This is a genomic window from Streptomyces luomodiensis, from assembly GCF_031679605.1.
Taxonomy (GTDB): Bacteria; Actinomycetota; Actinomycetes; order Streptomycetales; family Streptomycetaceae; genus Streptomyces; species Streptomyces luomodiensis.
The window spans coordinates 974,588-997,021 of the sequence record NZ_CP117522.1; the positions used below are offsets into that span (position 1 = coordinate 974,588).

Genomic DNA, 22,434 nt, shown 5'->3' on the forward strand with positions numbered 1-22,434 from the left:
CGGCACATTCAGGACACACCAAGCTCGTTGTCAATAAACTCAAGGACCTGGTCCGCGGAGGCGGACTCCAGTCTTTGGGCCGCGCTCATTTCATCCGTCGGCTGCCGTGGCAACTGTGTGCTCGGAGGGTGAATCGCGGTGGGGGCGGGGGTGGCGGCGGTGCCGTCGGAGGACAGCCGTCGCACAAGGTGGTGGGCGATGCCTTCCGGCGTCGGATATCTGAAGATGAGGGCCGCGGGCAGCCGCAGCCCCGTGGCGGCCGCGAGGCGATCGCGCAGTTCGACCGCGGTGAGGGACTCGAAGCCCAGCTCCTTGAAGTTGGCGTCGGCGTGCACGGCCTCGGCATCGGTGTGGCCCAGCACGGTGGCGGCGTGGTCGCGTACCAGTGCGAGGAGTGTGCGATACCGGTCGACGGCCGACAGCCGCGCCAGCCGGGCGGCCCAGTCGGCGGACGAGGCCCCGGCGGCGGCCGCGGCGCGCCGCCGTACGTTTCCGCCACCGCCGGTTCCGGCGGCCGCATGGCCGGTGTTCGCCGAGCGCAGCTGCTCGGCCTCCGCGGGGCGCAGCACCAGCGCGTCGATCGTCAGGACCGGGGCGCCCACGGCGTCGGCGACGACGACCCGCAGTTCACGCTCGCCCTCAGCGGTCCGCGGACGGGGGGTGAGTCGGACCCGTACGGCCGTGGCCTCGGCCGCCCACAGGGACACACCGCTCACGGTGAACGGCAGCCACATCCGCTTCTCGTCCGCCTCGGGGCCAGGGCTCGCGCCGAGTTGGCCGGTCAGCAGCGTCGGGTGCAGCACCGCGTCCAGCAGGGCGGGGTGAATACCGAATCCGCCGGGCTCTCCGGCGGCCTTGGGCAGCGCCACCTCTGCCAGCAGGTCCGCGCCGTCCCGCCACACCGTGCGCAGCCCCTGGAACGCGGGGCCGTACCCGTAGCCGGATGCGGCGATCCGCTCGTAGAAGCCGTCGGTGTCCACCGGCCGTGCCTGTGGCGGGGGCCATGTTCCGGGCAGCTCCCCTGCTCGGCTCCCCGGTGCGGCGGGGCCGAGTACGCCCACGGCGTGGCACCTCCAGTCGGCGTCCCCACCGCTGCGAGAGCCGTCGCCCGGTCCTGAGTAGACCGCGATGTCGCGGCGTCCGTCGTCGGCGGACGGGCCCACCACCACCTGGACGCACCGCCCGCCCGTCGCGGGCATCACCAGCGGCAGCCGCAGCGCGAGTTCCTCCACCGCACCGCAGCCGGCCTCGTCGGCCGCCCGCAGCGCCCACTCCATGAGCGCTGCCCCGGGCACCAGGGCCACGTCCGCCACCACGTGGTCGGCGAGCCAGCCGTGTGTCTGCGGGGAGAGGCGTCCGGTCAGCACATGGCCACTGCCGTCGGCGAGCCGCACCGCGGCGCCCAGCAGCGGATGGTCCGACCCGACCAGGCCGAGGGCGGCGGGGTCGCCGCCGGGTCCGCCGGGGGCGTCCAGCCAGTAGCGCCGGCGCTGGAAGGCGTAGGTGGGCAGGTCGACCGTTTGAGGCGGGGGGTCGGCCGGGAACGCGGCCCGCCAGTCGACCTCGGCCCCGGCGAGGAACGCCTGCGCGACGGACCTGGTCAGCTGGTCCAGGTCCCCGTGGTCCCGCCGCAGCGTGGGCACCGCGGCGGCGTCGCTCTCCGCGTGCTCGAAGGTCTCCCGCATGCCCATGGTGAGGACGGGGTGGGTGCTGGCCTCGATGAACACCCGGTGCCCGGCGCCCAGCAACGCCTCGATCGCCTCCGCGAACCGCACCCGCTCCCGCAGATTCCGCACCCAATAGCCCGTATCCAGGACGGAGGCATCGGCCCGGCCACCGCTCACCGTGGAGTAGAACACCACCCCGGACCCGGACACCCCGACCGGCTCCACCCCCCTGAGCACCTCGCACAGCTCCCCGGCAATCTCATCGACCTGCGGACTGTGCGAGGCATAGTCCACCTCGATCATCCGCGCCCGCTCCCCCGCCTCCCTACAGGCGGCCACCACGGCGGCCACCTGCTCCGGCGGCCCGGACACCACAGTGGATGCGGGACCATTGACCGCGGCCACCACCACAGCGGCGACCCGGTCACCCAGCCCCGACAGCAACTCCTCCACCCGCTCACAACCCAACGCCAGCGAGGCCATGGCCCCACCACCGGCCAGCCGCCGCAACGCCCGGCTGCGCAACGCCACGACCCTCGCACCGTCCTCCAAGGACAACGCCCCCGCCACCACAGCCGCCGCGATCTCTCCCTGACTGTGGCCCACCACAGCGGCAGGACGCACCCCGTACTCGGCCCATACGGCAGCCAGGGACACCATCACCGCCCACAACACCGGCTGCACCACATCCACCCGACCCAGATCGCCCGCGCCGTCCACCCCCCGCAGAACACCCGTCAGCGACCAGTCGACATACGGCGCCAGCGCCCGCTCACACTCCGCCACCCGGGCCGCGAACACCGGCGAGGCATCCAGCAGCCCGGCACCCATACCGACCCACTGCGAACCCTGACCGGGAAAAACCAGCACCGGGCCCACACCACCACTCACCGCCACACCGGGGCCCACCACACCCGGATGGCTCTCCCCTGCCGCCAACGCCTCCAGAGCGGCACTGAGTTCGGCACGACTCCCGCCGACCACCACCGCACGATGGTCGAACACGGTCCGGGTGGTGGCCAGTGACCAGCCCACGTCCCGGGGTGACAGCGTCTGGTCGGCGGCCGTGCGGGCGGCCAGTGCCCGTGCCTGTCCCCGGAGCGCCTCGGCGCCGCGGGCGGACAGCACCCAGGGCACCGGCCCGTCGCCGCCGTCCGGCTGTGCGCCGGTGGGAGCGGTTTCCGGCTCGGGGGCCTGTTCCAGGATCAGGTGCGCGTTGGTGCCGCTGATGCCGAAGGAGGACACACCGGCGCGGCGTGGGTGTTCGCCGCGCGGCCACTCCACCGGCTCGGTCAGCAGGCGCACCGCACCGCTGTCCCAGTCGACATGCGGGCTGGGCGTGTCGATGTGCAAGGTGGCGGGCAGCAGTCCGTGCCGCATGGCCATCACCATCTTGATGACGCCCGCCACGCCGGCCGCCGCCTGGGCATGGCCGATGTTGGACTTCAGCGAACCCAGCCACAGGGGCCGGTCGGCGGGACGCCGCTGCCCGTAGGTGGCGAGCAGGGCCTGGGCCTCGATGGGGTCGCCCAGGGTGGTTCCGGTGCCGTGCGCCTCGACGGCGTCCACGTCGGGCGGCGACAGCCGGGCGTCGGCGAGGGCCTGGCGGATCACTCGCTGCTGGGAGGGGCCGTTGGGCGCGGTCAGACCGTTGGAGGCGCCGTCCTGGTTGACGGCCGAGCCGCGGATCACCGCCAGGACCGGGTGGCCACGCCGCCGGGCGTCGGACAGCCGCTCCAGCAGCAGCAGACCCACGCCTTCGCCCCATCCGGTGCCGTCGGCGGCCGCCGCGAACGGCTTGCACCGCCCGTCGGGGGCCAGCCCCCGCTGGCGGGAGAAGCCGGTGAACATGCCGGGTGAGGCCATCACCGTCACCCCTCCGGCCAGGGCCAGCGCGCACTCGCCCTGGCGCAGTGCGCGCACCGCCAGATGGACGGCCACGAGCGACGACGAGCACGCCGTGTCCACCGACAGGGCGGGTCCCTCCAGGCCGAAGGTGAACGCCACCCGGCCGGACGCCACGCTCACGGTGCCACCGGTCAGCAGATGGCCGTCGAGTCCCTTGGGCGCCTCGTGCAGCCGGGGTCCGTAGTCCTGCTGCGTCACTCCGACGAACACCCCGGTCGGGCCGGCCCGGAGGGTGGCGGCGCGGATGCCCGCCCGTTCGAAGGTCTCCCACGCGGTTTCCAGCAGCAGCCGCTGCTGTGGATCGGTGGCCAGCGCCTCCCGGGGGCTGATCCCGAAGAACTCCGCGTCGAATTCCGCTGCGTCGTACAGGAAGCCGCCCTCGTGGGCGGTGCTGGTGCCGGTGCGGTCCGGGTCGGGGTCGAGAAGTCCGGCCAGGTCCCAGCCGCGGTCCCGGGGGAAGTCCCCGATCGCGTCGACGCCCTCGGACACCAGCCGCCACAGCGCCTCGGGCGAGTCGGCCCCGCCCGGGAAGCGGCAGCCCATGGCCACCACCGCGATCGGCTCGTCATCGTCGCGCGATGCGGGCGCCGCCCACGCGGGCGGGGTGGCCGACGGACCGGGAGCGGGGCTGGTGCGGGCCCGCAGATGTTCGGCGACGGCCAGTGGTGTGGGGTGGTCGAAGGTGAGCGTGGCGGTCAGGGACAGTCCGGTGGCCGCGCCGAGCCGCTCGCTCAGTTCGGTCGCCGCCAGCGAGTCGAAGCCCAGCTCCTTGAAGGTGAGGCCCGGATCGACGGCGGCCGGATCGGGGTGCCCGAGGACGAGGGCGACATTCGTCCGTACGGTGTCCAGCGGATCGCGGTCCCGCTCCGTGGCGCCGGGCCCGGCCGTTTCGGTGGCCGGCGCCGGGCCCGGTGTGGCGCCCGGCTGGGCGGCCGGGGTGGCCGGCTGGGCGGCCGGGGTGGCCGGCGCGGTGGCTTCGGTGGCGGGCCAGTAGCGGTCCCGCTGGAAGGCGTACGTCGGCAGGGGGACCCGCCGCCGGGGGTGCCCGGCGGCGCGTCCCCAGGCCACCTCGGCACCGCGGACATACGCCTGGGCCATGGCGGCGGCGAAGGTGCGCGCCTCGGGCCGGTCACGGCGCAGCGCCGCCACGGTGGCGGGCCGCGGCCGGCCGGGGGCCGGTCCGGGCCGTGCGGTGAGGCATTCGCGAGTCATGGCGGTGAGGGCGGCGTGCGGTCCGAGTTCGAGGAAGGTGGTGACACCGTCGTCCAGGAGGGTGTGCACGCCGTCCATGAACCGCACCGCGTGGCGGGCGTGCCGGGCCCAGTAGGCCGGTGAGGCGAGTTGGGAGGCGGTGGCCGGCCGTCCCGTCACATTGGAGACGAGGGGGATGGCCGGCGCGGCGAAGGTCAGCCTGGAGGCGACGGCGCGCAGTTCGTCGAGGATGCCGTCCATGTGCGGCGAGTGGAAGGCGTGGCTGACCTTCAGCAGCCGGACCTTGCGGCCGCGCTCGCGCCAGGCGGCGGCGGTCTCGTGTACGGCGTCGTGGTCGCCGGAGATCACCACGGACATCGGCCCGTTGACGGCGGCCAGGTCCAGCCGGCCCTCCCGTCCGGCGAGCAGTCCGGCGAGCAGTCCGGCGGCCTCGTCCGGACCGGCCTGCAACGCGGCCATGGCGCCCGCCGCCGTGACCGACTGCATCAGCCGGCCGCGGGCGGCCACCAGGGTGCAGGCGTCGGGCAGGGTGAGCACACCGGCCACGTGGGCGGCGGCGATCTCGCCGACCGAGTGGCCCATCACACGGTCGGGGGTGAGCCCCCAGGATTCGGCCAGCCGGTACAGGGCCACCTCGATGGCGAACAGCGCGGGCTGGGTGTACGAGGTCCGGTCGAGCAGGGCCGCCCGCGGCGAGGGGTGCCGGGCGAACATCACCTCGCGCAGCGGCTCTTCCAGATGCGCGTCCAGGCAGTCGCACACCTCGTCCAGCGCCGCGGCGAAGACCGGGTAGGCGGTGTACAGCTCGTGGCCCATGGCCGGGCGCTGGCTGCCCTGGCCGCTGAAGAGGAACGCCAGGCCGCCGTCCGTGGTGCTGCCCCGGACCGCCGCGGCGGTGTCCGCGCCGTCGGCCAACGCGTCCAGCCCGCCGAGCAGTTCGTCGGCGCCGTCGCCGAGGATCACGGCGCGGTGGCCGAAGGCGGTGCGGGTGGTGGCCAGGGTGTGCGCGATGTCGGCCGGGGGAAGGCCGGGGTGGTCCGTCAGGTGGTCCCGCAGGCGCCGGGCCTGGGCGCTGAGCGCCGCGGGGGTCTTCGCCGAGAGCGGCCAGGCCAGCACGGGCGGCGCGGCGCCGGGCGCGATCGGTTCCGGCGCGGAGGCGGCTGCGGGTGCTTCGCCGAGTACGAGGTGGCAGTTGGTGCCGCCCATGCCGAAGGAGCTGACCCCGGCGAGCAGTGGCCGGTCCGGGCGTGGCCAGTCGGTGAGCCGGTCCTGGACCCGCAGTCCGAGTTCGGTCAGCGGGATCCGCGGGTTCGGGGCGGTGAAGTGGAGACTGGGCGGGAGCTGCCGGTGCCGGATGCCGAGGGCGGTCTTGAGCAGTCCGACGATGCCGGCGGCGCCCTCGAGGTGGCCCACGTTGGTCTTGGCGGAGCCGACGAGCAGCGGTGTGCCGTCCGTCCGGGCGGTGCCGAGCGCGGCACCGAGCGCGGCCGCTTCGACGGGGTCGCCGACAGGGGTTCCGGTGCCGTGCAGCTCGACGTACTGGACCTCGTCGGGGGAGACTCCGGCGCGCCGGTGGGCCGTGCGCACCACCTCCTCCTGGGCCGCCGGGCTGGGGGCCGTCAGTCCGTCGGTGGCGCCGTCGTTGTTGACGGCGCCGGCGTGGATGACGCAGTACACCGGGTCACCGTCGCGCACGGCCGCGGCCAGTGGTTTGAGGAGGACCACCGCGCCGCCCTCGCCCCGGACGAAGCCGTTGGCGCGGGTGTCGAAGGTGTGGCAGCGCCCGTCCGGGGAGAGCCCGCCGAACTGGGCTGCGGCGGCCGCCATGCTGTCCTCGGTGAGGATGAGGTTGACACCACCGGCCAGCGCCAGGGCGCACTCCCGGCGCCGCAGGCTCTCGCAGGCCGTGTGCACGGCCACCAGCGAGGAGGACTGCGCGGTGTCGACGGTGAGGCTCGGGCCGCGCAGACCGTAGCCGTAGGAGACCCGGTTGGCGATGATGCTGCGGTGGACGCCGGTCATGGCGTGCCGGGTGGCCTCGGCGGGGGTGTGCCGGCGCAGCACGGTGGCGTACTCGTCCCAGATGGCGCCGACGAAGACACCGGTCGCGCTGTTCTTCAGCGTTCCGGGTCGGATGCCGGCGTCCTCGAACGCCTCCCAGGCGAGTTCGAGCATCAGCCGTTGCTGGGGGTCCATGGCCGTCGCCTCGCGGGGCGAGATGCCGAAGAAGGAGGCGTCGAAGGTGTCGACGCGGTCCAGGAAGCCGCCGTACCAGGTCGGTTCCGGCCGGTCGGAGCCGTCGGAGCCGTCGGGGCGGTCGGCGGTGGTGCCGGTCCGGCGGCGGTCCTCCGGCATGGTGGTGACGGCGTTCCCGCCGTGCCGCAGCAGCCGCCAGAAGGCTGACGGGCTGGGTGCCTGCGGCAGGCGGCAGGCCATTCCCACCACGGCGACGGGTTCCGTGTGCTGAGGTGTCCGGGTGGCCGTGGCGCTATCCATCGCACCCCATCCGGCGCTCGGAGAACATCGGCGTGTTCTTGGTCATGGGCGGTACTCCCGCTCCGGATTGATGATCGGTGCCAGCACGTGGCCCATCGTGCGGCGCTGTTCTAAAGCAAGACCAAATAGGTCACGGCCGGTGACTTTAGAGACGCGTTACCGGAATCCCTGACCATCGCTGAGCGGGTGAGCCTTTATGCGTCCTTGGCCGACCCCATCCAACGAGCACACAGGAGGAGTGCCATGACCTCTTCATCGGCCGTGCCGCCGGGCGGCACCGTGTCGGACTACTACAGCTCGCTGGGACCGCTTCTCCAGATGGCGTGGGACGACAACTTCCACTTCGGCTACTGGGACGGCCCGTCAGATACCAGTTCGGTCGAAGAGGCCACCGACCGCTTCACGGATCTGCTCATCGAACGGCTGCGGGTGGGTCCGGGAGCCCGGGTGCTGGATGTCGGGTGCGGAATCGGGAAACCGGCGATGCGGGTGGCGTCCACCACCGGCGCCAATGTCCTGGGCATCACGATCAGCGAGCTCCAGGTCAAACAGGCGACCGAATCCGCCCGGGTGGCCGGACTGTCCGGCCGGGTGGCATTCCAATACGCCGACGCCATGGCCATGCCTTTCGAAGACGCGTCTTTCGACGCCGTACTCGCATTCGAATCGATCAATCACATGGACCGTCCGACGGCGCTGCGCGAGATGGCCCGGGTGCTGGCGTCCGGAGGCCGGCTGGTGCTCACCGATGTCACCGCGCCGGAGGACGGCAGCTACCAGCCGGACGGCGATCCCGGCGTGGTCACCTCGCTGACCCGGCTGGACGACTGGCCCGGTCTGATCGGCGACGCGGGGCTGGTGCTCGACGAACTGGCCGATGTCACCGAGAACACGAAGGACACCGCGAACCGGATGATCGACGGGATCCTCCGCTGTCGCCGGGAGTTCGAGGCGCGACACGGCGTCAGCGTGCAGGAGGTGCTGGACGCCGCCAAGTCGGCACTGCCCACCGTTCCCAGTGCCGGCTGTGCGATCGTGGTCGCCCACAAGCCCTGAATCGACAACAAACCACGGATATTCGACCAGCCGTTCATGAGTGCCACGCAGCCGGAATTTCCCCCTCCTCATCAAAGCGGCGCCAAGGGACCCACGAACTCGCAAGACACGCTTGTCCCGCCGGACATCATCCGCGTATTCTCTTTCGCGACTACAGCACCTCATGTGCAGGTATCCGGACTCCGATCTTCCGGAACTGTTTTGCGAATACTCGCTCCGCACCGTCGAGGAGACGCCTCGAGGGCGCTTATATCCGGATTCTAGGCGAGGTGGGTAGTCATAGGACTCGCTTACGATGTGGGACACCTGCCGACGACATCACTTTCGTCCGTTCTCCGATTCCTCGGCAGGCCGCGACAAAAGAGGGGTGAGTAATGGCAGTCGCGAACGGCGTGCGTCAGGGGATCCGGCGGCACCACCCGTTCCCGGACGGCGCGGGACGACGATCCGCACGGACCGCCGGAGCCCACCCCGTACACGCGTTCACTTCCAGAACCAGACGGACCTCGCCCTTGGTATCGAGAGAAATCACAGACAACCCCGCGGGCACTTCCGGCAACGGCGCCGACTGTCCCATGACCGCACTCGTCGGCGACTCGGATGGGGCACATTGTGCGATATGAGATCATGGGTCCCCTTCGTGTGGTGGAAGGGGACAGGAAATTAACCATCAGGGCGCGCAAGATCGAGGTCCTGCTGACGGTCCTCCTCGTCCGCGCCGATCAGGTGGTCCCGATCGACCAGCTCATCACCGAGATCTGGGGGGAGGACCCACCGCGCCGGGCGATCGCCGGGCTGCATGTGTATGTCTCCCAGATCCGTAAGTTCCTGCGCCGGCCCGGCCAGAGCGAAAGCCCCGTTCTCACCCGCCCGCCGGGATACGTTCTGCGGCTGGGGCCCGATCATCTCGACTTCCACTGCTTCGAACGACTGGTGTGCGAGGGCCGGGACCAGCTGAGGGAGCGGCGTTATCAGCAGGCCACGGCCACTTTCGAAGGCGCGCTCGATCTCTGGCGCGATCCGTTGCTGGACGACGTATGCCACGGGCCGATTCTCGAGGGCTTTCAGACCTGGCTGAAGGAAGCCCGCCTGGAATGCATCGAGATGCTGACGGATTCCCGGCTCATGCTCGGCCGCCACCGCGAGCTGGTGAGCGATCTGTACCAGCTGACCACCGAACACCCGCTGCGGGAGGCACTGCACCGTCAGTTGATGCTGGCGCTCTACCGCTGTGGCCGCCGGGCGGACGCCTTGCATGTGTATCAGGCGGCGCGCAAGACGCTCAACGAGGAACTCGGGCTCGAGCCGTGCCGGGCCCTACAGGACATGCAGCGGGCCATCCTCACCTCGGACGACCGACTGGAACTGCATGTGCCCGCATGAGAAAGACGTGGAGGAGGTGGGCGTATGAGCGATCACATCAGTTGTCTGTCCGACGGCAGCCCGATCGAGGTCGTCCTCGAAGGCGGACCGGACGATCTGCCCCGGGCATTCCGTACCGGGCGGTCGACCCTGACCACCAGGAAGCTCAAAATCCAGCACCGCAATGGATACGAGCATTTCGAACTCGTCAACGAATCCGCTGACATCACCCCAGCGATCTTTCGCTGGACCATGCGGACGAAAATCGCCGAGTAGCGTCCATGGTCACCTCACGATGGCGCGGGGCCGTGGTCGCCGCGCTCGCGATCGCGGCATCCCTCGCCGCACCGCCCGCCGGACCCGCGTCGGCCCGGACCCCGGCCGAGTCCGCCGGCCCGGCCGGGGTCCGGGTGGTGGACGGACGTACCCAGCCGGTCTTCTCGTACTCGGACGCCGTGCGTGAGCACCTCATGGTCCAGGCGCCGGTCGACAGTGACGGCGATGGGCGCCGGGACCGGATCGCGGTGGACATCATCCGGCCGAGGGAGACGCGGCAGGGGCTCAAGGTGCCGGTCATCATGTCGGCCAGCCCCTACAACGACACCGTGGGCCGCGGATTCGAGTCGGAGCGCAAGCTCTACGACGCCCAGGGCGCCCCGGTCGGGTTCCCCCTCTTCTACGACAACTACTTCGTGCCGCGCGGCTACGCCGTGGTCGATGTCGACATGACCGGCACCGGCAGATCCGACGGCTGTCCGACGGTCGGCGGCGCCTCCGATGTGGCGGCCGCCAAGGCGGCGATCGACTGGCTGGGCGGCCGCGCCACGGCGTACGCGGCCGACGGCAGCGAGGTGAAAGCCTCCTGGTCCACCGGCAAGGTGGGCATGATCGGCCACTCCTACGAGGGCACACTGGCCAACGCCGTGGCCGGCACCGGGGTGGAGGGGCTGGAGACCATCGTCCCGATCTCCGGGATCAGCTCGTGGTACGAGTTCGCCCGCTCGGGCGGCGCCAAGCACTGGAACGGCTTCGCCTCGTGGCTGACCACTGCGCTGGACTCCGACCCGCCGAGGAAGTGCCAGGCGGTGCGCGACCGGCTGCAGGCCGGTGAGGACGACGCCACCGGCAATTACAATGCCCACTGGCACGAGCGCGATTACATCGCGCGGCCCGCGCCCGAGGTGAACAAGGTGCGCGCGAGCGTCTTCGCGGTGCATGACACCAATGACTACAACGTCAGGATCGACCAGTTCGCGAACTGGTGGGCCCCGCTGGCCGAGCGCGATGTGCCGCGCAAGCTGTGGCTGGGCCGCTATGGGCACACCGATCCGTTCGACTGGCCCGGCCGGCGCGCGCTGTGGGTCGACACCGTGCACCGGTGGTTCGACCACTGGCTGTACGGCCTACGGAACGGAATCATGGACGAGCCGCGGGTCGATCTCCAGACCGGCCCGGCCACCTGGACGACCCGGGCCGACTGGCCCGCGCGCACCTCCCCGGTCTCTCTGCGCCCCGGCCCCGACGGCTCACTGGCGCTGGGCCCCACGGGCGGCACCGGCACCTTCACCGACACCAAGCTGAGCGAGGCGGACCTCACCGCCGACCCGTCGGCGAGCCGTCCGGGCCGGCTGGTGTTCCGCACCCCGCCGCTGCGCACCGGAGTGCGGCTCTCCGGCACGCCCACCGTGGATCTGCGGGTCACGCTCGACAGACCGACGTCCAACCTCACCGCGCTGCTCGTGGACTACGGCGAGGACGAACGCATCGACTGGAACCGCAACGAGCCCGCGAACGGAATCCACGACGGTCTGCGGGGGCTGGACGAGGAGTCCTGCCACGGGGAGAGCACCGCCCAGGACGACGCCTGCTACCGCAAGACCGCCAATGTGACGGCGCGCAAACCCTCCGAGGTGATCGCCCGGGGCTGGCTGGACGCCCAGAACCGCCACTCGATCACCACCCCCGAGCCGCTGACCCCCGGCCGGTCCTACCGGATCACCTGGAAGACAACGCCGGACGACTACGAGATCAAGCCGGGCCATCGGCTGGGGCTGGTCCTCGGCGGCACCGACGCCGACTTCCTCTACTACGAGGACCCGACCGGGGCGAAGGTGACGGTGGACCTGGGCGGCAGCCGCGTCACCGTACCGGTGACCGCCGCTGACGGGCTCCGCGCCTCCCGGTAGCCGCCCGCGCGTTGACGGGTCCCGGGCCGCCACCGGTCCGGGCTCAGCCCGGGATCCAGGCGTGGATCACATGGGCGCCCAGGTCGGGGGGTCCGGTGGCGGTGCGGTGGCCGCTTGCGTACCGGTCCGTGAGGTCGCGGTAGCGGATGTCCTCGCGCGCGGAGAAGCCCAGCCGGCCCAGTTCGGCGGCGAGTTCCCCCGGGGTGAAATAGCTGAGAAAGGGCTCGCCGGCCTGGGCGGCCCATGCCGCGCGGGCCTCATGCACGGCGCGTTGCTCCGGTGGCAGCGCGTCCGGCGGCTCACCGTAGTCGAAGACCACTCCGGAGCCGCGCGGCAGGGCGGCGATGAGGCCGAGCGTGCCCAGTACGGCGGTGTGCGTCAGATACGGCACCACGCCGAGCCAGACGAAGAACGCCGGGCGGGCCGGGTCGAAGCCCACCGCCGTCAGCCCGTCGGCCAGGCCCTGCCGCTCGAAGTCGACCGGTGCGAACGTCAGCGACGCCGGTACGGGGATCTCCACGGCGGCCAGCCGGTCCCGCTTCCACTCCTGGGTCGCGGGATGGTCCACCTCGAACACCCGTAAGCCCTCCGCCTGGTACGGGTTGCGGCAGCCGAAGGTGTCCAGCCCCGCTCCCAGCGCCACCGCCTGCCGCACACCGCGCGCCACGGCGGCCGCGACGGCGTCCTCGGCGTACCGCGCACGGGCGGCCACGGACAGCCGCACATCCTCCCGCTCGGGCCGGAAGGCCGCCTCGAGGGCGGGGTCGTCCGCGTCGGCGGCGAGGATACGGAGCGCCAGCGGATCGTGGAACACCCGGCCGCCCTCCAGCTCCTGGTGGGCCGCGCGGAACGCGGCCGCGCCGCGTGCGGTGATGCTGGGCCGGCCGATCCGCATGGCATGTCCTCCCCCGGGATCGCGCGCCACCACGCGCGCGACACACCCCATGGTGTCAGCTCCGCACCCCGCGCACACCGCCAACGGGCGACCGGTTCCACGGGCGCGCTGTTCCAGTCGGGTGCAACCGGTCGGCCGATCCGGTGAAGCCGCGCACCGCTCCGCGCGTCTCTTCTCCGCCGGGCAATAAATATGACAATCCGACAATCAGAACAAAACGGTCCGGCATGGTCCGGACCAGTGCGGAGCGCACCGTGTCCCATCACCCTCACCCTCGGACGGCACTGCTGGCCGTCGCCCTGCTCGGCGCCGTCACCGCGTGCGGCAGCGGGACACCGGCCACCCCCAAGGCCGAGGAGAAACCCTCGAAGAAGGCGGGAGTCACCAAGAGCGGGTCCCCACACGACTTCACCCTGGTGGCCACCGGCGATCTGCTGGTGCACGCCTCGGTCATCCGGCAGGCACAGGCGGACGCGGGCGGCGACGGATATGACTTCCAGCGCATGATCAAGGCGGCCGCGCCCGTTGTCGCCCAGGCCGACCTGGCCATCTGCCATATGGAGACGGTCTACGGGGCCGCCCAGGGCCCGTTCACCGGCTATCCGACCTTCAAGACGCCCCCGCAGCTCGCCTCGGCCGTGAAGAGCCTCGGCTACGACTCCTGTTCCACGGCCTCCAACCACACCCTCGACGCCGGTCCGGAGGGGGTGGTCCGCACCCTCAAAGCCATGGACAAGGCCGGGCTCAAGCACGCCGGATCGGCCCGGTCCGCCGCGGAGAGCAGCCGTCCCACGATGCTGCAGGCCGGCGGCGCCAAGGTCGCCCAGCTCGCCTACGCCTACGGCACCAACGGCATCCCGGTCCCCAAGGGCAAACCGTGGCTGGTCAACCTGATCGATCCGGCGCGGATCATCAAGGACGCGCGGGCCGCCCGGCGCGCCGGCGCCGATGTGGTCGTCGTCAGCATGCACTGGGGCACCGAATGGCAGCAGGCACCGGACAAGCTCCAGCTCTCCCTCGCCAAGAAGCTCACCGCCTCCCAGGACGGGGACCGTCGCGACATCGACCTGATCATCGGCACCCACGCCCATGTGCCGCAGGCGTACGAGAAGGTCAACGGCACCTGGGTGGTCTACGGCATGGGGGACCAGATCGCGGGTGTGATGCCCGACAAACGCGGTCAGATGGGCTCGGCGGCCCGCTTCACCTTCACCCCGCCCGCCGCCCCGGGCAAGGCGTGGAGGGTGAAGAAGGCGGAGTACATCCCGCATGCGGTGGACAACGATCCGATCAGCCTGGTGAACCTTCCCCGGGCCCTGGAGAAGAACCCCGGCAACCCGGGCTACACCAGCAGCCTGAGCACCATCCAGGAGGCGGTGCTCAGCAGGGGTGCCAAGAAGGACGGCCTCACCATGGGCCGCTGACCCGGCGAGGGCGGCCTGCTTACTCCTTCTGCTCCCCCTGCTCCCCCTGGTCCGGCGGCGGGCCGAGCCCTTGTGTCCCCTCGGTCCGCCGGGTGCGGAAGGCCAGCTTGTCGTTCTCCACCTCGACCCGGACCTGGCTGTGCGCGGGCAGCGTGCCGCCGAGCAGCATCCGGGAGAGTGGGTTGTCGACCTCGCGCTGGATCGTCCGGCGCAGCGGCCGGGCGCCGTACTCCGGCTGGTGTCCGTGCCGGGCCAGCCATTCGACGGCGGCCGGGGTGAACTCCACGCCGACGTCCTGGGCGTGCAGCCGGCGCCGGGTCTCCTCCAGCAGCACATCGGCGATCTGCCGCAGCTGGTCGTCGGCGAGCCGGCGGAAGATGACGGTCTCGTCGATGCGGTTGAGGAACTCCGGCCGGAAGTGTTCCCGCAGCGGGCGCAGCACCCGCTCCCGGCGCGCCGCCTCGTCGGCCTCCTCGTCACCGCCGCCGAAGCCGAGGCGGCCGCCGCGGCCGGTGATGGCCTCCGAGCCGAGGTTGCTGGTCATCACGATGACGGTGTTCTTGAAGTCGATGGTGCGGCCCTGGGAGTCCGTGAGCCTGCCGTCGTCGAGCACCTGGAGCAGGATGTTGAAGACATCGGGGTGCGCCTTCTCCACCTCGTCCATGAGCAGCAGCGAGTAGGGCTGGCGGCGCACCGCCTCGGTGAGCTGCCCGGCCTCCTCGTGCCCGACGTATCCGGGGGGCGCGCCCACCAGCCGGCTGACGGTGTGCTTCTCCTGGTACTCGCTCATGTCGAGGCGGACCATGCGGTCCTCGCTGCCGAAGAGCGCCTCGGCCAGTGCGCGGGCGAGTTCGGTCTTGCCGACGCCGGTGGGGCCGAGGAAGAGGAAGCTGCCGCTGGGGCGGTTGGGGTCGGCGAGCCCGGCGCGGGCACGGAGCACGGCGTCGGCCACGGCGGACACGGCCTCCTCCTGCCCGACGACCCGCCGGTGGAGGTGCTCCTCCAGGCCGAGCAGGCGTGCGCGCTCCTCCTGGGTCAGGCTGGAGACGGGGATTCCGGTCTGCCGGGAGACGATCTCGGCGATGTCCTCGACGGTGACCTCGGCGACGCGCCCGCCGTGGTACTGGGTGCCGGACGCCTCGGCGATCCGGGCGTTCAGTTCGGCGATCCGGTCCCGCAGGGCGGTGGCGCGTTCGTAGCTCTCGGACGCGACGGCCTGGTCCTTGTCCCGGGTGAGCTGCTCGACCTCCCGCTCCAGGGCGCGCAGATCGGTGCCGCGGACGCTGGAGCGCAGCCGTACCCGGGCCCCTGCCTGGTCCATGAGGTCGATGGCCTTGTCGGGCAGGAAACGGTCGGTCAGATAGCGGTCGGAGAGCTCGACGGCCGCGAACAGCGCCTTGTCGGTGTAGCGGACCTGGTGATGGGCCTCGTAGCGGTCGCGCAGGCCGTGCAGGATGGCGACGGCGTCCGTGGGGGTGGGCTCGGGGACCATGATGGGCTGGAAGCGGCGGGCGAGCGCGGCGTCCTTCTCGATGTACTGGCGGTACTCCCGGAGCGTGGTCGCGCCCATCACATGGAGTTCGCCGCGGGCCAGCGCGGGCTTGAGGAGGTTGCTCGCGTCCATCTGGCCGCTCTCGCCGCCACCGCCGCCGCCCGCGCCGACGACCGTGTGCAGCTCGTCGATGAAGATGACGAGCTCGTCGGAGTTGCCGCGGATCTCGTCGATGATGCTGGTGACGCGTTGCTCGAAGTCGCCGCGGAAGCGGGTGCCGGCCACGACGCTCGCGATGTCGAGCTGGACGACCCGGCGGCCGAGCAGGATGTCCGGCACATCGGCGTCGGCGATCCGCTGGGCGAGCCCTTCGACGACGGCGGTCTTGCCGACGCCCGCCTCGCCGATGAGGACGGGGTTGTTCTTGCCGCGCCGGGCGAGCACCTCGATGCTCTGCTCGATCTCCTCGTCGCGGCCGATCACCGGGTCGATCCGCCCGTCGCGGGCCAGTTCGGTCAGGTCACGGCCGAACCGGTCGAGGGTGGGGGTCTTGGGCTGCTCCGCGACGGGCCGCTGATCGGCCGCGGGGGCGCTCGGTGTGAGGCCGCCGGTTTTGGGTGGTCCGGTGGGCCGGGGCTCGAAGCGGGCGGCGTTGAGGATCTGCCCGGCCGTGGACTCGCGGTTGGCGGCGAGCGCGATCAGCACGTGTTCGGGGCCGATGTAGGACGATCCGCGCGAACGGGCTATCTCATGGGCGTCGAGCAGTGCCCGCTTGACGGCCGGGGTGACGGCGACCGAGTTGCGCGGCGGCCCGTCGCCCGCCTCCCGGTCGATATCCGCGGCGATCCGGTCGGGGTCGGCTCCGGCGCGCGAGACCATGGTCCGGGTGGGTTCGGCGGTGAGCGCCGCCCGCAGCAGATGCTCGGTGTCGAGGTCGGTGCTGCCGTGTTCGGCGGCGTAGGACGCGGCGGCGGAGACCAGGTGCCGCGCGTTCTCGCTCATCAGCCGGCCGAAGTCGACATGGCGTGAATCGGGCCGCTGCCCGGCCGGCCCGGTCCCGAGGAAGCGTGCGAGGAAATCGCCGAGTGGGTCCGGCCCGAAGTCTTCAGGGCCCTGGGGCGGGCCCTCGTTCCCACTGCCCATATGACCATTTTAATGGCGATCGACCCTGATGTCCGTTCCGGATCGGTTTCACGGACCGTTCCCCGGCGGTTTCCCGGGCGGGCGGAGCGTCGAGGCGGCCGCCCGGCGGCCTCAGCGCTCGGCCGGGTGGCGTTCGAGGACGACCAGAGCGGCGTCATCGCCCTGGTGGCCGCCGATATGGCTGAGCAGATCGCGGTGCAGACGGTCGACGAGGTGCTGGGGGCCGTCGACGTCCCATCCGGGGAGCCGCTCGGCGAGCGGGTAGAAGGTGCCCTCGGCGTCCCGCGCCTCGACGACGCCGTCCGTGTAGAGCAGCAGCTGGTCGCCCTCGCCGAAGGGGAAGTCCGCGGCGCGGTAGCCGTCGGACGCCAGGTGGCCGAGGCCCAGCGGCAGGGCGGGCGCCGGGCCCGCCAGCTCCTTGACCTGGGAGTCGCGCAGCAGGATCGGCGGTGGATGCCCGCAGTTGACGAGGCGGACCACCGGCTGGTCGTCGGGGATCTCCAGCACCGCGGCGGTGACGAACGACTCCCCCGCCCCGGGCGCCTTGCCCAGGGGCTCGGTCCGCTCGGCGGACAGGGTGGTGTCCAGGTAGGCCACCAGATCGGTCAGCGGTACCGGCCAGTGGGCGAGCGCGCGGAAGGCACCGAGCACCAGGGAGGCGTCCGCGACGGCGGTCAGCCCGCTGCCCCGGACATCGCCGATGATCAGGCGGGTGGTGTTCGAGGTGCGCGCCGCCGCGTACAGATCGCCGCCGATCTCCGCCTCCGGCTCGGCCGCCAGGTAGACCGACGCGATCAGCAGCGGGCCGATCCTGCCGGGCAGCGGGCGCAGCAGCACCCGCTGCGCCACGTCGGCCACCGCCCGCACCCGGTTCAATTCGCGTCTGTGCCGGTCCAGGACCGCGCGGAACAACACGATCAGCGCGGAGGCCAGGACCAGGGTGATGACCTCGGTCAGCCGGCCGGGCCGGCCGAGGAGGCCCATCGAGGCGTTGGCGCTGATCTGTGCGACCACGGCCAGCCCACCGACGCACGCGGTGAGCAGGGGCCCGGCGAACGACGCGGTCATGGCGGGGGCCGCGATCAGCAGCGGGCTGAGCCGCACGCTGGCCGGGGTCAGCACATCGCCGAGCATGATCGCCACGATGGCCAGCAGGGGAATCACGACCAAGACGTGGGTCCGCCACCTTGGCCGGCGCAGATCCGAGGGACCTTGCCGCGTGTGCACATGTCTTGCTTACGCCTGTCCGTGGCCCCCGCGCCAGCCGGACCACCCGAGACGAGAAGATCAGTGCATGGCGGAGCTGACAGACTTCGAACAACAGCGCGACCGGCTGTGGGCCGTCGCCTATCGCATCACCGGCTCGGTGGCCGACGCCGATGACGCGGTGCAGGAGACCTGGCTGCGCTGGCAGGCGCTGCCCGGGGACGAGGTCGCCGATCCCCGTGCGTATCTGACCACCGTCATCAGCCGGATCTGCTACGACCTGCTGCGCTCGGCACGGGTGCGGCGCGAGGCGTACATCGGCCCCTGGCTGCCCGAGCCGGTGGTGACGGCCGACGGTCCGGAGGACCGGGTGGCGCTCGACGAGTCGGTGGGGCTCGCGATGCTCACCGTGCTGGAGCGGCTGACCCCGGCGGAGCGGACCGCGCTCATCCTGCACGACGTCTTCTCGGTGCCCTTCCCCGAGATCGCCGAGGTGGTGGGCCGGAGTCCGGAGTCCGTACGGCAGCTGGCCTCGCGTGCCCGTAAGCGGGTCCGGGCGGAGGCGCCGCGGCGCTCGGTCGACCGGGGGGAGCACCGCCGGGCCGTGGAGGCGTTTCTCCAGGCGGTCATGGGCGGCGACCTGGACGGGCTGCTGGAGATCCTGGACCCGGAGGTCGTCTGGCGTTCGGACGGTGGCGGCAAGGTGACGGCTGCCCGCCTCCCGGTCCTGGGCCACGAGAAGGTGGCCCGCTTCGCCTACCGGCTCACCCGTGCTTTCGACACGGGCACGATGGTGGTGCACCGGCGCGAGGTCAACGGCGCCCCGGGCGTGGTCATGGTCGACCACGCGGACGGGCAGGCCGCCGTCTTCGCGTTCACGGTGCACCACGGCCGGATCACCGAGATCGACGCGATCCTCAACCCCGACAAGCTGCGCCACCTCGACCCGCGGACCGTGTGACCGGTATCACCGTCACACCCCGGGCCGCCCTGCCGTCCTCCTCGTGGAAACCGCCCAAGGAGGAGTCGGCGACGTCCGTGTCCGACGCGCCCCGGACGCTGTCAATCGAGGCGCCGGCGCGGGCGGGGCCACCGGACGCCGCCGGACGCCGTGACCGCCAGGACGCCCAGGAGGGCGAGTGCGGCGGCGGGGGCGAGGACCGCCCAGGGGGCACGCTCGGCGTAGGGGTGGTTCTCGGCCAGCAGCCGACCCCACTCCGGGGACGGCGGCTGGGCGCCCAGGCCGAGGAAGCCCAGCGAGGCGAGGGCGAGCGCCACGGACGGCAGCCGCAGCAGGGCGTGGCGGACGACCGGGGGCAGGACGGCGGGCAGCACGTGGCGGCGCAGCAGATGGCGGCGGGAGGCGCCCAGCGCGCGGGTGGCGGCCAGATGCGTGGCGGCGCGCTCCTGCCGCAGCAGGGCGGAGGTGTGCGCGGCCAGCGGCGCCCAGGCGACGGCGGCCACGGCCAGCGCGGGGGTGTACGGGCCGCGGCCCGCCGCCCCGGCGACCAGGAGCCCGGCGAGCACGGGCGGCACCGCGTTCACCGTCTCGACGAGTCCGCCGGACAGCCGGGGCAGCAGTCCGAGCACTACCCCCGCCACCAGTGCGGCGGCGCTCACCGCCACCGCGAGCGCGAGCGTGGACAGCGCGCCGTGTGCCACCCGGGCCAGCAGATCGCGGCCGAGCGCGTCGGTCCCGAAGGGGTGCGCCCAGGTCGGGGCGGTGAGCCGGGCTGCGGTGTCCACGGCCAGCGGGTCGCGGAAGGCGCCGAGCACCACGACGGCGAGCAGGAGAGCGCCGTAGAGCAGCGGAAGGGAGCGTGCGGACGGCGCGGACGGCACGGACGGCCGGTCCAGCGAGGGCAGCGCCCCGTCCCGCAGCGCGGGCCCGAGCAGCGGCCGGGCCGCGAGCCGGGCGAGACCACCGGCGGCGGCCGCGAGCAGGACGAGGACGAGGGTGCCCGCCTGAAGGTTCGGCAGGTCCTGGGCGATGGCCGCCTGGAGGGTGAGCCGGCCGAGCCCGGGGATGTCGAAGACCTGCTCGACGGCGACCGCGCCCCCGGTGAGCCCGACCACGAACAGCCCGATGTTCGGCAGCACTCCGGGCACGGCACGGCGCAGCGCCTGGCGGGCGATCCGCCGGGCGGGCAGTCCGCGCGCGGCGGCGGCCCGTGCCCAGGGTTCGGCGAACGCGCCGGGCAGGGCGTCGTCCAGCACCCGGCCCAGCAGGGCGCCCGCGGGCAGGCCGAGGGCGAGCGAGGGCAGCACCATCCACCGTGGCCCGTACCAGCCGACGGCGGGCAGCCAGCCGAGCCGCACCCCGACCACGGCCGCCAGTACGGACGCCAGCAGGAACTCCGGCAGCGCGGCGAGCAGCGCGCCGCCGCTTCCGGCACCGGCCCGGCGCCGGGCGGCCCGCCGCCGCGGCCCGAGCCACAGCGTGCGTGCGCACACCGCGGCCGCGGTGACCGCCGCGACCACCAGCGCCCCGCCCATGAGCAGCAGCGAGACGCCGAACGCCTCGGCGACCGTGGGGGTCACGGCCGTCCCCGAGAGCCAGGACCGGCCCGCGTCACCGTGCGGCAGTCCGGCGAGCCACCTGCCGAGCAGCCGCAGCGGCCCCGCGTCGAGCCCGAGTTGGGAGCGCACGGAGTCCAGGAGTTCGGGGGTGGGGTCGCGTTCGGCGTCGCGCGCTGTGAGGACGGTGCGGGCGGGGTCGGTGCGGGACAGCCAGGGCAGCAGGCCGATGGCGCACAGCAGCGCCGCCGCGAGCGCGACGCGCCACAGGACGACCAGCCCGGTGGACCGCTCCCGGGCCCGTGCGCCGCTCACCGCCGCGTACCGGTGCCGACGAGCGTGCGCTCGTACGGATCGAGGATCACACCCCGCACCGAGGCACCGACGCCGTGCAGGATCCGCTGATGGACCAGCGGCACGACCCCGTCCGTGCGCAGGACGGCGGTCTGCGCGGCCAGGGCGGCGCGGTGGCGCGCGGCGGCATCGGCCTGGGCACCGGCCTCGGCGACGGCGCGGTCCACGGCCTTGTCGCACACCCCGGCCAGGTTGTAGCCGCCGTCGCAGGTGAAGTCGTCAGCGAGGTAGGAGACCGGGTCGCCGGTGTCGAGCATGGTGTTGCGGGCGGCCACCACGGCGTCGAACTTCCCGGCCAGGGCGTCGCTTTCCAGCCGGGAGTACTCCCGCACCTCCAGCCGCACGCTGAACCCTGCCGTGCGCAGCTGCTGTTGCAGCACCTGGGCGACCTCGGGCAGCTCGGGCCGGTTGTCATAGGTGGCGAGGGTGACCGAGGTGTGGTCGGCCCGCGCGGCGGCGGGGCGGCCGGATAGCCGGGGACGCTCGCCCGCGGCCCAGGTGAGGGCCGGGCCGAACAGGCCGCGGCCGGTGTCGGCGTGGCCCTCGTACACGTCCTCGGCGAGGGCGGCGGCGTCGACGGCCTGACGGGCAGCGGCGCGGACGGCGGGGTCGGCGAAGGGCCCGGACCGGGTGTTGAGGAAGAGGGCGGTGGTGCGGGCGGTGGGCACCTCGCGCAAGGTGGGCCGGTCGAGGGTGGCCGCCTGGGAGACCGGGACGGCCTCGGCTATGTCCACCTCGCCGCTGCGCAGCGCGTTGGTGCGGGCCGTGCCGTCGGCGATGAACCGGACGTCGATGCCGGAGGCGTGGGCCAGACCGCCCCAGTAGTCGTCGAAGCGGTGGAGGGTGGCGCGGGTGGCGCCGGTCGTCTTCGCCAGGGTGAAGGGCCCCGTGGCGGTGCCGGCCGGATCGACCGCCGCTTCCCGGCCCGCCGTGCCGCCACCCGCCGTGCCGCCACCCGCCTTCGGCGTACCGGCCTTGGTCCGGTACGCCTTGGGCGACAGGATGGCCAGGCTCGGGCTGGACAGCCGCAGCGGCAGCGCGGAGTCGGCGGCGCCGGTCGTGATCCGGACCCGCCGCTCGTCCACCGCCTCGGCGCTGAGCGTGACCCCGGTGAGCGCGGCGGGCAGGGGATCGGCCCGGCCGGCGTGGGTGAGGGCGCCCGCCACCGCCGCCGGGGTGACGTCGGTGCCGTCCTGGAACCGGGCCTCGCGCAGGGTGAACACCCAGCGGCGCGCGCTCTCCCGGGTCCAGGACTCGGCGAGTGCGGGTCCCGCGTCGCCGTTGCCGTCCAGCCGGGTCAGTTCCTCGGTGACGCCGAGCCGGCTGAGCAGGGTGGCGTCGGCGCCGTACGGGGAGAAGCGCTCGGCCGGCGGGAAGGCCAGCGCGACCCGGAGGCGGCCGCCGCCCGCCCCGGCCCCGGCGTCGTACGGCGAACCGTCACGGGCCGCGAAACAGCCGGAGAGCAGCGGGAGGAGCAGCAGCGCGGCGGCCCACCGGCGGCGGACAGGGTGCATGG

Annotated in this window: 12 protein-coding genes; 6 read left to right on the forward strand and 6 right to left on the reverse strand. The window is 72.8% G+C overall.

Translation table 11 applies throughout. The features are described from left to right. Positions 1 to 8: 8 nt before the first annotated feature. Positions 9 to 7,283 (reverse strand): type I polyketide synthase, encoded by a 7,275-nt coding sequence (locus PS467_RS03920; RefSeq protein ID WP_311034000.1) that lies wholly within the window; start codon positions 7,281 to 7,283, stop codon positions 9 to 11. 243 nt (positions 7,284 to 7,526) lie between these two features. Here PS467_RS03920 and PS467_RS03925 point away from each other — a divergent pair, with 243 nt between their 5' ends. The 4 genes from PS467_RS03925 (at position 7,527) to PS467_RS03940 (ending at position 11,887) form a co-directional block, all read left to right on the forward strand. Next, the gene (locus tag PS467_RS03925) at positions 7,527 to 8,339 is read left to right on the forward strand and encodes an SAM-dependent methyltransferase (protein ID WP_311034001.1); all 813 of its coding nucleotides are present in this window, start codon (positions 7,527 to 7,529) and stop codon (positions 8,337 to 8,339) included. A 627-nt stretch (positions 8,340 to 8,966) separates the two neighbouring features. Beyond that, positions 8,967 to 9,722 carry an AfsR/SARP family transcriptional regulator gene (locus tag PS467_RS03930; protein ID WP_432280534.1) on the forward strand — a complete coding sequence of 252 codons (756 nt, stop codon included), beginning with the start codon at positions 8,967 to 8,969 and terminating at the stop codon, positions 9,720 to 9,722. Between the two features lie 24 nt (positions 9,723 to 9,746). Beyond that, a complete protein-coding gene (locus tag PS467_RS03935) occupies positions 9,747 to 9,977 on the forward strand; it encodes a DUF5988 family protein (protein ID WP_268970023.1) in 231 nt (76 codons plus the stop codon). A 5-nt stretch (positions 9,978 to 9,982) separates the two neighbouring features. Then, complete coding sequence (locus tag PS467_RS03940; RefSeq protein ID WP_311034002.1) at positions 9,983 to 11,887, forward strand: Xaa-Pro dipeptidyl-peptidase; 1,905 nt, start codon at positions 9,983 to 9,985, stop codon at positions 11,885 to 11,887. A gap of 43 nt (positions 11,888 to 11,930) precedes the next feature. On the opposite strand, the gene PS467_RS03945 is transcribed toward PS467_RS03940, so the two are convergent. Then, on the reverse strand, positions 11,931 to 12,782 hold the full coding sequence (locus PS467_RS03945) for a class I SAM-dependent methyltransferase (RefSeq protein ID WP_311034003.1): 852 nt from the start codon (positions 12,780 to 12,782) through the stop codon (positions 11,931 to 11,933). 227 nt (positions 12,783 to 13,009) lie between these two features. Here PS467_RS03945 and PS467_RS03950 point away from each other — a divergent pair, with 227 nt between their 5' ends. Further along, on the forward strand, positions 13,010 to 14,206 hold the full coding sequence (locus tag PS467_RS03950) for a CapA family protein (protein ID WP_311034004.1): 1,197 nt from the start codon (positions 13,010 to 13,012) through the stop codon (positions 14,204 to 14,206). Between the two features lie 19 nt (positions 14,207 to 14,225). Here the strand turns inward: PS467_RS03950 and PS467_RS03955 are convergent, their stop codons facing one another. Further along, entirely contained in the window at positions 14,226 to 16,841 is a 2,616-nt protein-coding gene (locus tag PS467_RS03955; RefSeq protein ID WP_311034005.1) for an ATP-dependent Clp protease ATP-binding subunit, read from the reverse strand. Between the two features lie 111 nt (positions 16,842 to 16,952). Beyond that, entirely contained in the window at positions 16,953 to 18,011 is a 1,059-nt protein-coding gene (locus PS467_RS03960; protein ID WP_432280535.1) for a PP2C family protein-serine/threonine phosphatase, read from the reverse strand. A gap of 124 nt (positions 18,012 to 18,135) precedes the next feature. Here PS467_RS03960 and sigJ point away from each other — a divergent pair, with 124 nt between their 5' ends. Continuing rightward, a complete protein-coding gene (gene sigJ, locus PS467_RS03965; RefSeq protein ID WP_311034006.1) occupies positions 18,136 to 19,008 on the forward strand; it encodes an RNA polymerase sigma factor SigJ in 873 nt (290 codons plus the stop codon). Between the two features lie 101 nt (positions 19,009 to 19,109). Here the strand turns inward: sigJ and PS467_RS03970 are convergent, their stop codons facing one another. Both PS467_RS03970 and PS467_RS03975 read right to left on the reverse strand, forming a co-directional pair. Continuing rightward, positions 19,110 to 20,879: an ABC transporter permease subunit gene (locus PS467_RS03970; protein ID WP_311034007.1), complete on the reverse strand. Its 1,770-nt coding sequence runs from the start codon at positions 20,877 to 20,879 to the stop codon at positions 19,110 to 19,112. After that, positions 20,876 to 22,432: an ABC transporter substrate-binding protein gene (locus PS467_RS03975; RefSeq protein ID WP_311034008.1), complete on the reverse strand. Its 1,557-nt coding sequence runs from the start codon at positions 22,430 to 22,432 to the stop codon at positions 20,876 to 20,878. The genes PS467_RS03970 and PS467_RS03975 overlap by 4 nt, the downstream gene beginning before the upstream one ends. Positions 22,433 to 22,434 lie beyond the last annotated feature (2 nt).

What these genes read in the sequence shown, in the direction of transcription:
- PS467_RS03925 (WP_311034001.1), top strand. Translation starts at nt 7,527, where the DNA reads ATGACCTCTTCATCGGCCGTGCCGCCGGGCGGCACCGTGTCGGACTAC.
- PS467_RS03930 (WP_432280534.1), top strand. Translation starts at nt 8,967, where the DNA reads ATGGGTCCCCTTCGTGTGGTGGAAGGGGACAGGAAATTAACCATCAGG.
- PS467_RS03955 (WP_311034005.1), bottom strand. Translation starts at nt 16,841, where the DNA reads ATGGGCAGTGGGAACGAGGGCCCGCCCCAGGGCCCTGAAGACTTCGGG.
- PS467_RS03945 (WP_311034003.1), bottom strand. Translation starts at nt 12,782, where the DNA reads ATGCGGATCGGCCGGCCCAGCATCACCGCACGCGGCGCGGCCGCGTTC.
- PS467_RS03935 (WP_268970023.1), top strand. Translation starts at nt 9,747, where the DNA reads ATGAGCGATCACATCAGTTGTCTGTCCGACGGCAGCCCGATCGAGGTC.
- PS467_RS03975 (WP_311034008.1), bottom strand. Translation starts at nt 22,432, where the DNA reads ATGCACCCTGTCCGCCGCCGGTGGGCCGCCGCGCTGCTGCTCCTCCCG.
- sigJ (WP_311034006.1), top strand. Translation starts at nt 18,136, where the DNA reads ATGGCGGAGCTGACAGACTTCGAACAACAGCGCGACCGGCTGTGGGCC.
- PS467_RS03950 (WP_311034004.1), top strand. Translation starts at nt 13,010, where the DNA reads ATGGTCCGGACCAGTGCGGAGCGCACCGTGTCCCATCACCCTCACCCT.
- PS467_RS03940 (WP_311034002.1), top strand. Translation starts at nt 9,983, where the DNA reads ATGGTCACCTCACGATGGCGCGGGGCCGTGGTCGCCGCGCTCGCGATC.
- PS467_RS03920 (WP_311034000.1), bottom strand. Translation starts at nt 7,283, where the DNA reads ATGGATAGCGCCACGGCCACCCGGACACCTCAGCACACGGAACCCGTC.